This window comes from Streptomyces sp. NBC_00726 (assembly GCF_045161735.1).
Taxonomy (GTDB): domain Bacteria; phylum Actinomycetota; class Actinomycetes; order Streptomycetales; family Streptomycetaceae; genus Streptomyces.
Window position 1 is genome coordinate 6,603,875 of the sequence record NZ_CP108983.1, and the last position, 13,386, is coordinate 6,617,260.

A 13,386-nucleotide genomic window follows, 5' to 3' on the forward strand; every position below is an offset into this window, starting at 1 on the left:
CCGCAACCACCCCGCGTGTTGAGTGGGGACCATGGATCAGAACTCCGCACTGCCCGCCTCGCCCCGCCGCGTCCGAAGAGCCGTCCGCCCGGTCGTGCTCACCGCCCTCGGCGTCGCCGCGGCGGCCCTCGCGCCGTTCGTGCTGCACATGTTCGTGGTGTCCGTGCCCATGGTCGTGCACGGTGGCTGGTACGCCTGGTTCTGGACGTTCAACGGCGTGATGCTGGCCATGGTGGCCGCGCTGCCGGTGTCCGCGCTGATCGTGTGGTTCCTGACGCGCAGGCGCCGGGCGGCGGGCGTCGAGCCGGCCCGGGCACGGCGCGCCTCGCTGGCCGAGGTCGGCATGGTGCACGGAACGGTGCCGTGGGTGTGGCTCATCCTGATGCCGGGCGCCAACGCCGGTGAGGTCCCCGGCCGCGTCAGCCTGGTCCCGCTGGTGGACCTGGTCACGATGGGAACACTCGGGCTGGTCGGCAATCTGCTGGTGTTCGCCGCGCTCGGCTTCTTCGCCCCGATGCGGTACGCCGCACTGGCATCGCTGCCACGCGTCCTGGCACTCGGTGCCGGCCTGTCGGTCCTGCTGGAAACCCTCCAGTACGTGCTCCGCCTCGACCGGGTCTCCTCGGTGGACGACGTCCTGGTCAACGCGACCGGCGCCGCCCTGGCCGCCCTCGTGTCCACCCGGTGGTGGCTCCCGCGCGAGCCGGCCACCCGGCACCTCGCCACTGATGGCCCCAAGGTGCCCTGAGCCACCCGGAGTTCACGCATAGGCGGCCAGGAAGGCGCGGATGCCGCCGTCCGCGCAGCGGTCCAGGTCGGCGTCGGTGTGCTGGGAACTGCCGTGGAACATGGCCTGGTTCACCGGGATCCACAGCAGCAGCCCGGAGAAGTGGTGGGCGGCCAGGAGCGGGTCGGGGGTCTTGAGGAGCCCCTGGTCGGTGAGACGGCGGAAGGTGTCCGCCAGCGTGGCGAGGACCCGCTCGAACCCCTGCTCGTACCAGGCCGCGCCGAGCTCCGGAAAGGTGTCGGCGTTGGCGATGATCAGACGCCGCAGCTGGATCACCTGGGGCCGGGTGAGGCCCGTGAGGAACTGCCGGGCGAGCCGGGTCAGGTTCTCGCCGAGGGTTTCCGCGTCGGCCGGGATGTCGGCCGCCAGGTTGACCAGGGCGTCGATGCGGTCCGTGGTGGCCAGCACGATCTCGGCGAACAGCTTCTCCTTGTCCGCGAAGTGCTTGTAGACGGTCTGCTTGGAGACCGCGGCCAGCTTCGCGATGTCGTCCATGCTCGTGCCCGCGTATCCCTTGTTCAGGAACACCTCGGTCGCGGCGTCCAGAATCGCCCGGTGTTTCCGCGCTGACCGGCTGTCCATCATCGGCTCCCTCTTTATGTCCGCGTTTGCCTGCCCCGAAGAGTACTGGACTGACCAGTTCCCATATGGGTACTGTACCGTCTAGTTCCGAACCGCGGCTCACTGCGGCCCGGGAGCCGTGTCAACCATGCATCTATGGGGGTATTTCGCATGAGCAGGACTGTGGACAAGGTCGTCTCCGCCGACGGCACGGCCATCGCGTTCGAGAAGCAGGGCAACGGCCCGGCCGTGGTGCTCGTCGGAGGCGCCCTGATGACCCGGGGCGCCTCCGCCGGACTCGCCGCACTGCTGGCCGGTGAGTTCACGGTGATCACGTACGACCGCCGGGGCCGGGGCGACAGCGGGGACGGCCCCGCGTACGAGGTGCGCCACGAGATCGAGGACATCGACGCGCTCATCGAGGGTCCGGGCGGTGGCTCCGCGATGCTCTTCGGGATGTCCTCGGGTGCCGCGCTCGCCCTGGAGGCGACGGCCCGGGGGAGTGCCGTACCGCGTCTCGCGCTCTACGAGCCGCCGTTCATCACGGACGGCAGCCGGCCGCCGCTGCCCGCCGATTACGTGGCGCACCTGACGGAGCTGATCGGCCGCGAGGAACGCGGGGAGGCCGTCGCGTACTTCATGACGGCGGCGGTCGGTGTGCCCGGCGAGATGGTCGAGGGCATGCGGCAGGCGCCGTTCTGGGCGGACATGGCGGCCGTCGCCCACACCCTTCCGTACGACGGCCGGGTCATGGGCGACACCATGTCCGGCCGCCCGCTGCCGGTCGAGCGCTGGGCTTCGGTCACCGTGCCGGTGCTCGTCGGCAGCGGAGACGTGGGCGCGCCGCACATGCTGACCGGTGCCCGCGAACTCGCGGGGACGGGCGACAACTTCACCCTCCGGGTCTTCCCGGGGGAGGAGCACAACATCCCGGCGCAGGCCCTGGCACCGGTCCTCGCCGCCTTCCTCGGCGGCGAACAGACACGGTAATCAGCACAACCGACAGGTACACCCACACCAGAAGGAGCCACCGCATGGCCGCACCGGCCAAGGGGCCCGCCAGCTACTTCCCCTCCATCGAGAAGAAGTACGGCCGCCCCGTCGAAGAGTGGAAGGGCATGATCCGCGCGTCCGACCTGACCAAGCACATGGAGCTCGTCGCCTGGCTCAAGGCCGAATACGGTCTGGGCCACGGCCACGCCAACGCCCTGGTCGCCCACACGCTGGCGGAACAGGGCAAGTGAACGCGGCCCGCCCGCTCCGTGCTCCACGGAGCGGGCGCCCGGCGGTGGGGGAGGCGTTCACACCGGGTCGGGCGCACCCTCCCGGGTGGTCTCCTCGGCCGTGGCGGCCGCACGCAGCGCCGCTTCGACGCGGCGGTTGTTCGTCATGGACGCGGTGACCGCCGTCATCGTCAGCAGCAGCGCGGCGGCGGTGTAGAGCGGGGTGCGGATGTCGTACGCGGTCGCCAGCCAGCCGCCGACGAACGCCCCGACGGGCGCGGCGCACATCGCGAGCATCCGGGAGGTCGACGCGACCCGGCCCATCAGGTGACCGGGGACGATCGCCTGCCGGAGCGAGGGCCCGAGCACCATCGTGGCGCCCATGGCCGCCCCGCACACGGCGAGCGCCGACCCGGCCACGTACGGGTCCGAGGCGGAGGCCAGGCCGAGGATCGCCAGGCCCTCGACGGCGGCCGTGCAGGTCAGCGCGGTGCCGGTGCCGAGGCGCCGGCCCAGCCGTGAGGCGACGGCCGCACCAAGCAGGCCGCCGGTCGCCTCCGCGGTGAGCAGCAGACCGAAGCCGTACGCACCGATGCCGAGGCGGTCGTGGGCGAAGAGGGCGAGGACCGTTTCCACGGCCAGGAAGGCGATGTTCCCGACCGCCGGGCGCAGCGCCAGCCCGAGCAGCAGCTGGTTGCGGAACACGTAGGACGCACCGGCCCGGGCCTGCTTGAGCAGCGGCTCACGGGCCTCCGGCACGGGCCGGGGCGTGGCCGGCAGCGTACGTACGAGCAGCGCGGAGAGCGCGAACGACGCGGCGTCGGCGACCAGCGGAACCGCGCGCCCGAGCGCCAGCAGCGCGCTGCCCGCGGGCGGCCCGGCGAACCCGGACATCGCGGTCTGTGCCCCGCGCAGGCGGGAGTTGGCGCGCTCCAGCTGCGCGGGGTCGCGGCTGAGCAGGTCCGGCAGATAGGCCGTGGCAGCGGTGTCGAAGAAGAGCCCGCCGAGGCCGAGCAGGAACGCGACGGCGGCCAGCAACGGAATGCTCAGCAGGTCCAGCCCGGCCGCCACCGCCGGTATCGCGAGCAGCGCCGCACGCACCGTGTCCGCCACCCACATGGTGCGCCGGCGGTCCCAACGGTCCACCAGCGCACCGCCGAGGACCCCGAACAGCAGCCACGGCAGGGTGCCCGCGGCCGTGACGACGGCGAGGGCCATCGGGTCCCGCGTCAACGTCAACGCGATCAGCGGCAGCGCGGCGTGCGTGACCCCGTCGCCGAGCGAGGAGACCGTCTGGGCGGTCCACAGCCGGCCGAACCCGGCAGGCAACTTCGTTGTACTGGGCTTCACTTGGTTTCCCCCTCGGGCTGCCGGACCGGCGCGGGACGGAACAGCGCGAACACGAGCGAGGTGTCCGGCAGCGCCGGATCGGAGAGCTCCCGGTACTCGTCCGCCAGCGCCTGCAACCGGGCCCCCAGCTCCGCGAACTGCTCGTCGGTGAGCCGCAGATGCGCCATCCGTACATGCCGCTCGCCGCCCGCCGGCGACGCCTCCAGGTCCGCCACCGCGTGCCGCATCAGCACATCCGGCCCCCCGTCCCCGGGGTCGGGCAGCTCGATCGACCGCGCGGCCATCGCGTAGTACCGCTCCATGACGCCCCGCACCTTGCGCGTCCGCACCACCTTCACCAGGCCGGCCCGCTCAAGGAGCCGCACGTGATAGCTGGAACTCCCCTTCGCGAGGCCCACCCGCTCGGCGATCTGCGTGATCGTCGCGGGCTCGAAGCGGAGCACCGCCATGATCCGGTGGCGCGTCAGATTGGAGACCGCGCGCAGCTGCTCGTCGGTGGTGACATGAAACGTCTCGGGGACGTCGTCGGTTGGCATGCCCTCAATGGTCAACGTTTCTTGACCATTGGGCAAGAGGTTTCCGTGAAGTGGCGCCAAAAAGGCCCCGGGCAGCGAAATCCGCACGCTCCGGGGCCTGTTGAAGGTGGCTTACTCGCCCGCCGCGGCCTCCGGCTCCCAGCGGAGCAGGTCGCCCGGCTGGCATTCGAGCACCTCGCAGAGGGCGGCGAGCGTCGTGAAGCGCACCGCCTTGGCGCGGCCGTTCTTGAGCACCGCCAGATTGGCGGGCGTGATCCCCACGCGCTCCGCCAGCTCGCCCACGGACATCTTCCGCCTGGCCAGCATCACGTCGATGTCGACGGTGATCGCCATCAGATCACCTCGCTCAACTCGGCCCGCATCCGCGCGGCCTGGGCGAGCAGCGCCCGCAGGACGAGCACGATGAGCGCGACCCCCAGAATGCCCACGCCCACCCCGGCCATGATGACGGTGACCCCCGGGTCGTCCCGCTGACCCGGGGCGTTCACACCCGTGACCACGAACCACACGAGGGCGGCCGAGGTGATCGCACCGATGACGCCGTCCACGTAACGGAAGGCGGCGTGCGAGAACACCGTGCCGCGTCGCGCCATCGCCACGAGTCGCCAGACGCAGACGGCGACGACCTGGACCGACACCATCCCCAGGATCGTGAGCACCCGCAACGGCGTCAGCGGCATCGACCCGTCCTCCGGATCGTTTCCGCTGATCAGCGCCCACGCCATACCCGCCTGTACGAACAGGGTGCCGGTGCACACCACCACGAGCAGGGTGCGCAGAGCGCCCACGGTCAGTCGTCCCATGATTCACCTTCCATCGATCAACGATGGGAAGCTATCGAAAAACGATAGGTGTGGCAAGGTGTGGGTGTGCCCCCGCTCAGCGGAAGGCGTCCGCGTGTTCCGCGGCCCACTGCCGGAACGGCCTGGCCGGTGTGCCCGTGAGGTGCCGGACGGTGTCGCGCACGGCGAGGAGTTCGCCGTTGACGTCTCCGCCCGTGACATCGAGGACCGCGTCCGCCGCCTCGGCCCCGAAGACCTCGGCCATCCACGCCCGGGCCTCCTGGCGGCCGATCCCGGCGAAGGGCACCTCGCGCCCGATGGCGGCCCCGATCGCCGCCACCTGCTGCCGGGCCGACACCGGCTCCGGGCCGGTCAGGGCGTAGGTGCGGCCCCGGTGACCCGGCTCGGTGAGCGCCACCCGCGCCACCGACGCGATGTCCCCGGGATGGATCGTGGGCAGCCCGGTGTCCGCGAACGGCGCGCGGACCGTGTCGCCGGAGCGGATGGACGCCGCCCACATCAGGGCGTTCGACGCGAACTGGGTCGGCCGCAGCACCGTCCAGTCCATGCCGCTGTCCTTGAGCAGCCGTTCGACCGCCTGGTTCTCACCGGCGGGGCCCAGATGGGGATGGGTCAGCACGGTGATGGACGACACCAGCACCACATGCTCCACACCCGCCCGCCGCGCCGCCGCGATGATGTCCGCGTCCGGCCCCACACGCGACGGCAGGAACAGCGACCGCGCCCCGGCCAGCGCGGGCCCCAGGGACTCCGGCACCGCGAGATCGCCCTCGACGGCCTCGGTCCCGGCGGGGAAAGCCGCCCGCGAGACATCACGGGTCAACGCCCTCAGGGGGCCCGCGCCCCGGGAGTGCAGCTCCCTCAGCAAGGCGCTTCCGATGTTTCCGGTGGCTCCGGTCACAAGAATCATGGCGTGTGCTCCCGTCGTCAGGCGGTGGACTCGGGAACACGCTAGAAACTCAAGCGCACTTCAGGTCAAGGAGACGCCGTGTGCGCCGCCCCGTGCGCCAGGCGCCGCCGGACCCGGTCAGCGGCACCCCCCTACGCTCGCTGGAGCAGGTGATTCCGGCTCGGGCGCGTTCCACGCTCACGTGACATGGGCAATTTCCGACCAGCGGTCCTCACCGTTGGAGGGACACCCCACATGACGAGCAACGCGACCGAAGCCGCACTCGAAAGCCTTCTGACCCGCGCACTTCAGGCCACCCGCACCGGCGACTGCTGGACGACCCGGACCGACGAGGCGTGGTGCCGCGTCGCCCCCCGCTCGGCGACCCGGCGCGACCAGGGCTGGAAGCTCCACCTCTCGGCAACGGCCGCCTCCGCGCCGACCGTCCTCGTCAGGGCCCTCGACGTCCTGCTGCCGGACACCTCGGCGTTCAAGTTCGCCCGGTCCCTCGACCAGGTGAGCACCCTCAACTCCCGCGCTACGCCCAGGGGCAGCTCCGGAAAGTTCATCACCGTCTACCCGCGCTCGGACGCCGACGCGGTCCGCCTCGCCCGCGAACTGCACGCGGCGACCACCGGACTCGCCGGCCCCCGCATCCTCTCCGACCAGCCCTACGCCCCGTACAGCGTGGTGCATTACCGCTACGGCGCCTTCACCGGCCGTCAACGCCTATCGGAACAGGGCCTGTTGATCTGGTACATCGAGGACCCCGACGGCAACCCCGTCGAGGACGAGCGCAGCGGCCACTACACACCGCCCCCGTGGGCCGACTGCCCGTTCCCCGCCACCGTGCCCCTTCCGCCCCCGGCGGCGGAGGCGACGAGCGGCCCGGTTCTGCTCGGCGGCCGCTTCGCGGTACGGGAGGCGATCCGGCACACCAACAAGGGCGGCGTCTACCGGGGCACCGACGTCTCCACCGGCGCACCCGTCGTCATCAAGGAGACCCGGCCCCATGTGGAGGGCGACGCCTCCGGGCGCGACGTCCGCGACTGGCTGCGCGCCGAGGCCCGGATGCTGGACCGGCTGAAGGACACCGGACTCGCCCCGGACGCCCTGGCCCTCTTCGAGCACGGTCAGCACCTGTTCCTGGCCCAGAGCGAAGTCCCGGGTGTCAGCCTGCGCACCTGGGTCGCCGAGCGCTTCCGCGACCTCGGCGGCGAGGAGTACCGCCGCGAGGCACGGGACCTGGTCGCCCGGCTCGTGGACCTCGTCACGGCGGCCCACGCCCACGGCTGCGTGCTGCGCGACTTCACCCCCGGCAACGTCATGGTCCGCCCCGACGGCGAACTGCGCCTCATCGACCTGGAACTCGCCGCCGAGGAGACGGGCTCCTGCCTCCCGACCCGGGTGGGCACCCCCGGCTTCAGCGCCCCCGAGCGCCTGCGGGACGCGCCGGTGTCCGTGACCGCCGACTACTACAGCCTCGGCGCCACCGCGTGCTTCGTCCTGACCGGCAAGGTGCCGAACCTGCTGCCCGAGGAACCCGCCACCCGGACCGGCGAGGACCGGCTCGCCGCCTGGCTCGGCGCCTGCGGACCCGCCGAACCACCCCGCGCCATCGCGGAGATGATCACCGGGCTGATGCGGGACGAGCCCGCCGCCCGCTGGGACACCCGCCGGGCGCGCGAAGCCCTCCGCGCACCGGACCCCGCCCACCCCACACGTACCGCACCGGCACGGGCGGCCCGCCACGAGGACCTGGACCATGCCGTCGCCGGACTCGTCGACCACCTGCTCGACACCGTCACCCCCGAGGACGACCGGCGCCTGTGGCCCGTGTCCACCGCGGCCGGCGAGACCAACCCGTGCACCGTGCAACAGGGGGCGGCCGGACCCCTGGCCGTCCTGACCCGGTACTTCGAACTGACCGGGGACCCCCGGCTGCCCGAAGTCCTCGCGGCGGCCGGCCACTGGATCGCGGACCGCACCCACCCCCGGACCACCCGCCCCGGCCTGCACTTCGGGGACCTCGGCACCGCCTGGGCGCTCTACGAAGCGGGCCGGGCCCTCGCCGACCAGACGCTCATCGACCACGCGCTCGCCCTCGCGCTGACCCCGCAGGAACCCACCCTCCACCACGACATCACCCACGGCACCGCCGGCAGCGGCATGGCCGCCCTCCACCTCTGGCAGCGCACCGGCGACCCGCGCCTCGCCGCGCTGGCCGAGGACGCGGCCGACCGGCTGGCGGCCGCCGCACGGCGCGGCCCGTCCGCGGTGAGCTGGCCGGTCCCCGCCGAAGCGGCATCCGGCGAAGCCGGCAAGCAGTACCTGGGCTTCGCCCACGGCTCCGCCGGCATCGGCTGCTTCCTCCTGTGCGGCGCGACCGCCTCCGGGCGCCAGGACCACCTGCGGCTCGCGGTGGAGGCCGGCGAACACCTCCTGCACAGCGCCGTACGGATCGGCGACGCGGTCCAATGGCCGGCCCAGGCCGGCGACGAACCCACCGCCCCGTACTGGTGCCACGGCTCCGCCGGCATCGGCACCTTCCTCGTACGCCTCTGGCAGGTCACCGGCGACGACCGGTTCGGCGACCTCGCCCGCCGCAGCGCCCCGGCCGTCACCGAACGCGCCTCCAGGGCCCCGCTGTCCCAGTGCCACGGCCTCGCGGGCAACGGCGACTTCCTGCTCGACCTGAGCGCCGCCACGGGGGAGTCCGCCCACCACGCCATGGCCTGCGCGATGGGCCGGCTCGCCATCACCGAAGGCGCCCGCCGCCACCGGCACCTGGTCTTCCCCAACGAATACGGCGACGTCTCGACCAGCTGGAGCGACGGATCGGCCGGAATCCTGGCCTTCCTCCTCCGGCTCCGCCACCCGAGCTCCCGGCACTGGCTCGCCCAGCTGCCGGGCTGAGCGGCAGAAGAACCTGCCGCCGAACCACAAGAAGAAGGAGAGAACCATGGAAAACCAGACCCAGGACCTCGAACTCCTCGCCCACCTCCACGCCCTGCCCGAGACCGACCCGGTCGGCGTCGACGCGGCGGGCTTCTCCGGCACGTGTGAGTGCATCGGCCTGCTGACGGTCCTCAACACGGTGTGCATCGGCATCAGCTGCGCCTAGCACCGGCCCACGTCCGGCCGGCGGCTGTCCCGGGACAGCCGCCGGCCGGACCCCACCGCGAACCAGAGGTGAGGACCGGACCATGCGGCTTCACACCGGCGGCGAGGAAATCGCCCCCGAGCACAACCCCACGCACACCCCCACCACCCCCGGCCCGCCCGATTGCACCATCAGCACCCGCGGCCTCGTCAAGAGCTACCCCGGCCCCAACGGCACCACCACACACGCCGTGAACGGCCTGGACCTGGACGTCCACCGCGGCGAGACCTTCGCCTTCCTCGGACCCAACGGCGCCGGGAAGTCCACCACCATCGCCATGCTCTGCGCCCTGGCCCGTCCCACCGCCGGCAATGCCACGGTGGCCGGCGCCGACGTGCGCACCCAGCCCCACCAGGTGCGCAGGCGCGTCGGCATGCTGTTCCAGCAGAGCGCCCTGGATCCGGACCTGACCCCCGAACAGAACCTCCGCATCCACGCCCGCCTCTACGGCATGCGCCGCGCCCACATCCGCCGGCGCACCGCCGAAGTGCTGGAGACCGCCGGACTCACCGACCGGCGCTCCGCACCCGTACGCACCCTGTCGGGAGGCATGCGCCGTCGCCTCGAAATCGCCCGCCAGCTCCTGCACGCACCGGGCCTCCTCTTCCTGGACGAGCCCACCACCGGCCTCGACCCCCACGCCCGCGCACAGCTCTGGGACCACCTGTACGCCCTGCGGGAACGGAACGGCAGCACACTCTTCATCACGACCCACCAGCTGGACGAGGCGGCCAACTGCGACCGCGTCGCCATCATCGACCACGGCCGGCTGGTCGCCCAGGGCCCGCCCGGCGCGCTCAAGGCCGCCATCGGCGACGACCGGGTCGTGCTGCGCACCAGCCAGGACGAGCGAGCACACCGCGTCGTCCACCGCCTCGTTCCGCGCGGACATGCCGTGACCAGGGAAGCCGACGGGATCTGCCTGCGCGTGCCCGACGGCAGCTCCTGGATCCCCCGCCTCTGCGCGACCCTGGAAAGCCACGGCATCTCCGTCCGCGCCGCCTCCGCCACCCCGCCCACCCTGGACGACGTGTTCTTCCACCACACCGGCCGCAGCATCCACAGCACCGAGCCGGGCGGCAGCCGATGACCACACTCCCGCTCCACGCGACCGGCACCGGGGGCAGCGCACGGCCCGCCCGGCTGCGGCACGAACTGCGCGCCGTCCACGGCCTGGTCCACCGGGACCTGCTCCGCCTCGCAGGCCAGCGCGCCCACACCGCGCTGATGCTGCTCCACCCCGTGCTGTACCTCCTGATCCTGGGCGGCGGACTCGCCAGACTCATCCCCGACTCCACGCTCGGGGTCGGCTATCAGACCTACCTGTTCCCCGGCATGCTGATGATGACCGTGCAGACCCCGGCCATCCTGGTCGGCATCCGCCTGATCACCGACCGCCAGAGCGGCTATCTGCGCGAACTCCTCATGGCCCCCGTCAGCCGCACCACCCTGCTCCTGGGCAGCTGCGCCGGCGGCACCCTCGTCGCCACGATCCAGGGCGCCGTACTGCTCAGCCTGGCCGGAATCGTCGGCCTGCCCTACGACCCGCTCCTCCTGGCGCTGCTCCTCGCCGGCATGGCCCTGATCTCCTTCACGATCACCGCCCTCGCCCTGACCCTGGCCGTGGGCCTCAGCAGACCCGAGACGTTCCACACGCTGCTCGGTGTGCTGATGATGCCCCTGCTGTTCCTCTCCGGCGGTTTCTTCCCCCTCCAGGCACTCCCCGGCTGGACCCACGCCCTGGCCGCCGCGAATCCCCTCGCCTACGGAGTCGACCTGCTGCGCGGCAGCATCGCCCTGCGCGCCCCGGACACGGCGGCCGCCGGCGGCATCACCTGGGCCGGCCACCCGCTCCCGCTCCCCGCGGCGGCGGCCCTGCTCCTGATCAGCGGCGCGGGTGCGCTGCTCTGGGCCGCCCGCCGGTTCGCACGGCAGGAGTGACAGGCCCTGGGCCGAACGGGTGGGTGCGGCACCGGCCATGCGTGTTCTCTCCGTGACACGCGGGTCCGGCGTGAGGATGTCGGCGGAATGGGTGCACCGGGCAATCACGGCTGAGAGCGGGGACGTCACGTGGCGGAGACAACGGGCTCGACGGCGCAGGTCGGCGCGTGGGCGGAGATGCGGGACGCGATCACCACCAGAGCCGTCCTCGTCATGGTGGGCGTGCTGCTGCTCCAACTGGGCTTCGCCCTCTCGTACATGGGGGCGTTCCACGCCCCGAAGCCGCACCGCATCCCGATCACCCTGGTCGCCCCGCGCCTGGTGGAGGCCGACCTCGTCGCCCGGCTCAACTCACTGCCCGGCGAACCGGTGCACGTCACCGCCGTACAGGACCGCACGCAGGCCAGGGCCCGGCTGCTGGAGCGGAAGACCGACGCCGCGCTGATCGTGGCGGCGGCCGGACGCACCGACACACTGCTCGTCGCCTCGGCCGGCGGCCCCTCGGCGACCGACGCCGCCGCGAAGGTCGTGGCGGCCGTGGAACGTACACAGAACCGGGAGCTGACCGTACGCGACATCCGCGCGCCCGCCGCCGGCGACAGCCGAGGACTCTCGTCGTTCTATCTGGTGCTCAGCTGGACGATCGGCGGCTACCTCGCCGCCTCGGCGCTGAACATGGCGGCCGGGTCCAAGCGCCCCACGCTCCGGCGCTCCATCGTGCGGCTCGCGGCGATGGTGCCGTACGCCTTCGTCTCCGGAATCGGCGGCGCCATCATCGTCGGCCCCGTGCTGCACTGCCTGCCGGGCGCCTTCTGGGAGCTCGTCGGCATCGGCACCCTGGTCGTCTTCGCCTCCGGCGCAGTGGGCGTGGCGCTCCAGTCGCTGCTCGGCACGATCGGGCTCGGCCTGACCATCCTCATCTTCACGATCCTCGGCAACCCCAGCTCCGGCGGCGTCTACCCGGCCTCGCTGCTGCCGCCCTTCTGGGCCGCGATCGGCCAGGCCCTGCCACCCGGCGCCGGCACGACCGTCGTCCGGAACACGGTCTACTTCGACGGCAACAACATCACGGGCGCCCTGTGGATCCTCGGCGCCTGGGCGTTCGCCGGGATCGCCGTGGCCCTGGGGGCCGCCGCCCTGCGCGGCTGGCGGGCCCGCACGGAAACCCGTTAGGCGACCGCCGCGACCCCCTGCTACATTCTCCCCGGCCGTGCGAAAGAACGAGGAGGTGGTACCCGTGAACGCAGTATCGACATGGGTGCTCCCCTCCGGGGTCACGGTCGGGCGATAGGCAGGTCGTCCGGGAGCGCCGTTCTGTGCACTCCCGAAAGGCACGATCATGCATTTCACTTCCGAGCAGCGCCTGGACGACGGCGTACGCGAACGCTCCTTCACCCTCGACGACATCCCGGGCATCCTCTGGACGCCCGAGTCCGCGTCGGCGTCCGCACCGGTCCCGCTGATCCTCCTCGGCCACCCCACGCTCGGCCTTGAGCGGATGTACCCGCGCCTGGCCGACCGGGCCCGGCACTCCGCGGCGGACGGCTTCGCCACAGCCGCCGTCGAACTCCCCGGCTGCGGCGACCGGTCCCGGCTGCCGGCCCTCGACGCGGCCCGCGCCGACATGCGGCGGGCCCTGCAAGCGGGCGAACCGGTCACCGACGAGATCGTCGACGCCGTCGTCCTCCCGCTGGTGGACCAGGCGGTCCCGGAATTGCAGGCCGCCATGGACGCGATCCTCGCGCTCCCCGAGGTCACTGGTCCGGTCGGCTACTCGGGCGGGGTGATCGCCATCGGCGTCCGGCTCGCGGCGGTCGACCCGCGCATCGAGGCCGCCGGCCTCTTCGCGGGCAGCTTCATCCCGCGCACCACGTACGACGAGGCCCGCCGGCTCACCATCCCGCTGCACGTCCTGTTGCAGTGGGACGACGAGGGCAACGACCGGCAGGCGGCGCTCGACCTGTTCGACGCGTTCGGCTCCGAGGAGAAGTCGCTGCACGCCAACATGGGCGGCCACACCGGCGTCCCGGCGCACGCGGGGGCAGCGGCGGCCCACTTCTTCACCCGGCACCTGAAGTAGCACCGCGGGGGTACAGCTGAGGCGCCTAAGGTGTCTCCTGTACGGGTGTGCCC

At 72.4% G+C, this 13,386-nt stretch carries 15 protein-coding genes; 9 read left to right on the forward strand and 6 right to left on the reverse strand.

The window, feature by feature from the left end:
* Window positions 1-31 precede the first annotated feature (31 nt).
* A complete protein-coding gene (locus OG338_RS29285; protein ID WP_405940231.1) occupies window positions 32-748 on the forward strand; it encodes a VanZ family protein in 717 nt (238 codons plus the stop codon).
* A gap of 12 nt (window positions 749-760) precedes the next feature.
* Here the strand turns inward: OG338_RS29285 and OG338_RS29290 are convergent, their stop codons facing one another.
* Window positions 761-1,369: a TetR/AcrR family transcriptional regulator gene (locus OG338_RS29290; RefSeq protein WP_405940232.1), complete on the reverse strand. Its 609-nt coding sequence runs from the start codon at window positions 1,367-1,369 to the stop codon at window positions 761-763.
* 150 nt (window positions 1,370-1,519) lie between these two features.
* On the opposite strand from OG338_RS29290, the gene OG338_RS29295 reads away from it, so the two are divergent.
* Window positions 1,520-2,338 carry an alpha/beta fold hydrolase gene (locus OG338_RS29295; protein WP_405940233.1) on the forward strand — a complete coding sequence of 273 codons (819 nt, stop codon included), beginning with the start codon at window positions 1,520-1,522 and terminating at the stop codon, window positions 2,336-2,338.
* A 44-nt stretch (window positions 2,339-2,382) separates the two neighbouring features.
* Window positions 2,383-2,592: a DUF4287 domain-containing protein gene (locus OG338_RS29300; protein WP_405940234.1), complete on the forward strand. Its 210-nt coding sequence runs from the start codon at window positions 2,383-2,385 to the stop codon at window positions 2,590-2,592.
* A gap of 57 nt (window positions 2,593-2,649) precedes the next feature.
* Here OG338_RS29300 and OG338_RS29305 read toward each other — a convergent pair whose 3' ends face one another.
* The 5 genes from OG338_RS29305 to OG338_RS29325 all read right to left on the reverse strand — a co-directional run bounded on the left by OG338_RS29305 (window position 2,650) and on the right by OG338_RS29325 (window position 6,170).
* On the reverse strand, window positions 2,650-3,900 hold the full coding sequence (locus tag OG338_RS29305; protein ID WP_405940561.1) for an MFS transporter: 1,251 nt from the start codon (window positions 3,898-3,900) through the stop codon (window positions 2,650-2,652).
* Window positions 3,901-3,917: 17 nt separating this feature from the next.
* The gene (locus OG338_RS29310) at window positions 3,918-4,457 is read right to left on the reverse strand and encodes an ArsR/SmtB family transcription factor (protein WP_405940235.1); all 540 of its coding nucleotides are present in this window, start codon (window positions 4,455-4,457) and stop codon (window positions 3,918-3,920) included.
* Between the two features lie 111 nt (window positions 4,458-4,568).
* Entirely contained in the window at window positions 4,569-4,790 is a 222-nt protein-coding gene (locus OG338_RS29315; RefSeq protein ID WP_405940236.1) for a helix-turn-helix domain-containing protein, read from the reverse strand.
* Complete coding sequence (locus OG338_RS29320; protein ID WP_405940237.1) at window positions 4,790-5,260, reverse strand: DUF2975 domain-containing protein; 471 nt, start codon at window positions 5,258-5,260, stop codon at window positions 4,790-4,792. The genes OG338_RS29315 and OG338_RS29320 overlap by 1 nt, the downstream gene beginning before the upstream one ends.
* Before the next feature lie 76 nt (window positions 5,261-5,336).
* Window positions 5,337-6,170 carry an NAD(P)H-binding protein gene (locus OG338_RS29325; RefSeq protein ID WP_405940238.1) on the reverse strand — a complete coding sequence of 278 codons (834 nt, stop codon included), beginning with the start codon at window positions 6,168-6,170 and terminating at the stop codon, window positions 5,337-5,339.
* A gap of 234 nt (window positions 6,171-6,404) precedes the next feature.
* On the opposite strand from OG338_RS29325, the gene lanL reads away from it, so the two are divergent.
* From lanL to OG338_RS29355, 6 genes are all read left to right on the forward strand, one after another.
* Window positions 6,405-9,065, forward strand: coding sequence for a class IV lanthionine synthetase LanL (lanL, locus tag OG338_RS29330; RefSeq protein WP_405940239.1), 2,661 nt, complete (start codon window positions 6,405-6,407; stop codon window positions 9,063-9,065).
* 46 nt (window positions 9,066-9,111) lie between these two features.
* Window positions 9,112-9,273, forward strand: coding sequence for a VenA family class IV lanthipeptide (locus tag OG338_RS29335; protein ID WP_405940240.1), 162 nt, complete (start codon window positions 9,112-9,114; stop codon window positions 9,271-9,273).
* 82 nt (window positions 9,274-9,355) lie between these two features.
* Window positions 9,356-10,402: an ATP-binding cassette domain-containing protein gene (locus OG338_RS29340; protein WP_405940241.1), complete on the forward strand. Its 1,047-nt coding sequence runs from the start codon at window positions 9,356-9,358 to the stop codon at window positions 10,400-10,402.
* Window positions 10,399-11,253 (forward strand): ABC transporter permease, encoded by an 855-nt coding sequence (locus OG338_RS29345; protein WP_405940242.1) that lies wholly within the window; start codon window positions 10,399-10,401, stop codon window positions 11,251-11,253. Before OG338_RS29340 ends, OG338_RS29345 begins: the two co-directional genes overlap by 4 nt.
* A gap of 177 nt (window positions 11,254-11,430) precedes the next feature.
* Window positions 11,431-12,426: a DUF3533 domain-containing protein gene (locus tag OG338_RS29350; protein ID WP_405940562.1), complete on the forward strand. Its 996-nt coding sequence runs from the start codon at window positions 11,431-11,433 to the stop codon at window positions 12,424-12,426.
* 166 nt (window positions 12,427-12,592) lie between these two features.
* A complete protein-coding gene (locus OG338_RS29355; RefSeq protein WP_405940243.1) occupies window positions 12,593-13,333 on the forward strand; it encodes a dienelactone hydrolase family protein in 741 nt (246 codons plus the stop codon).
* Window positions 13,334-13,386: the final 53 nt, after the last annotated feature.

What these genes read in the sequence shown, in the direction of transcription:
- OG338_RS29300 (WP_405940234.1), top strand. Translation starts at nt 2,383, where the DNA reads ATGGCCGCACCGGCCAAGGGGCCCGCCAGCTACTTCCCCTCCATCGAG.
- OG338_RS29290 (WP_405940232.1), bottom strand. Translation starts at nt 1,369, where the DNA reads ATGGACAGCCGGTCAGCGCGGAAACACCGGGCGATTCTGGACGCCGCG.
- OG338_RS29325 (WP_405940238.1), bottom strand. Translation starts at nt 6,170, where the DNA reads ATGATTCTTGTGACCGGAGCCACCGGAAACATCGGAAGCGCCTTGCTG.
- OG338_RS29355 (WP_405940243.1), top strand. Translation starts at nt 12,593, where the DNA reads ATGCATTTCACTTCCGAGCAGCGCCTGGACGACGGCGTACGCGAACGC.
- OG338_RS29335 (WP_405940240.1), top strand. Translation starts at nt 9,112, where the DNA reads ATGGAAAACCAGACCCAGGACCTCGAACTCCTCGCCCACCTCCACGCC.
- OG338_RS29340 (WP_405940241.1), top strand. Translation starts at nt 9,356, where the DNA reads ATGCGGCTTCACACCGGCGGCGAGGAAATCGCCCCCGAGCACAACCCC.
- lanL (WP_405940239.1), top strand. Translation starts at nt 6,405, where the DNA reads ATGACGAGCAACGCGACCGAAGCCGCACTCGAAAGCCTTCTGACCCGC.
- OG338_RS29315 (WP_405940236.1), bottom strand. Translation starts at nt 4,790, where the DNA reads ATGGCGATCACCGTCGACATCGACGTGATGCTGGCCAGGCGGAAGATG.
- OG338_RS29320 (WP_405940237.1), bottom strand. Translation starts at nt 5,260, where the DNA reads ATGGGACGACTGACCGTGGGCGCTCTGCGCACCCTGCTCGTGGTGGTG.
- OG338_RS29310 (WP_405940235.1), bottom strand. Translation starts at nt 4,457, where the DNA reads ATGCCAACCGACGACGTCCCCGAGACGTTTCATGTCACCACCGACGAG.
- OG338_RS29345 (WP_405940242.1), top strand. Translation starts at nt 10,399, where the DNA reads ATGACCACACTCCCGCTCCACGCGACCGGCACCGGGGGCAGCGCACGG.
- OG338_RS29295 (WP_405940233.1), top strand. Translation starts at nt 1,520, where the DNA reads ATGAGCAGGACTGTGGACAAGGTCGTCTCCGCCGACGGCACGGCCATC.
- OG338_RS29285 (WP_405940231.1), top strand. Translation starts at nt 32, where the DNA reads ATGGATCAGAACTCCGCACTGCCCGCCTCGCCCCGCCGCGTCCGAAGA.
- OG338_RS29350 (WP_405940562.1), top strand. Translation starts at nt 11,431, where the DNA reads ATGCGGGACGCGATCACCACCAGAGCCGTCCTCGTCATGGTGGGCGTG.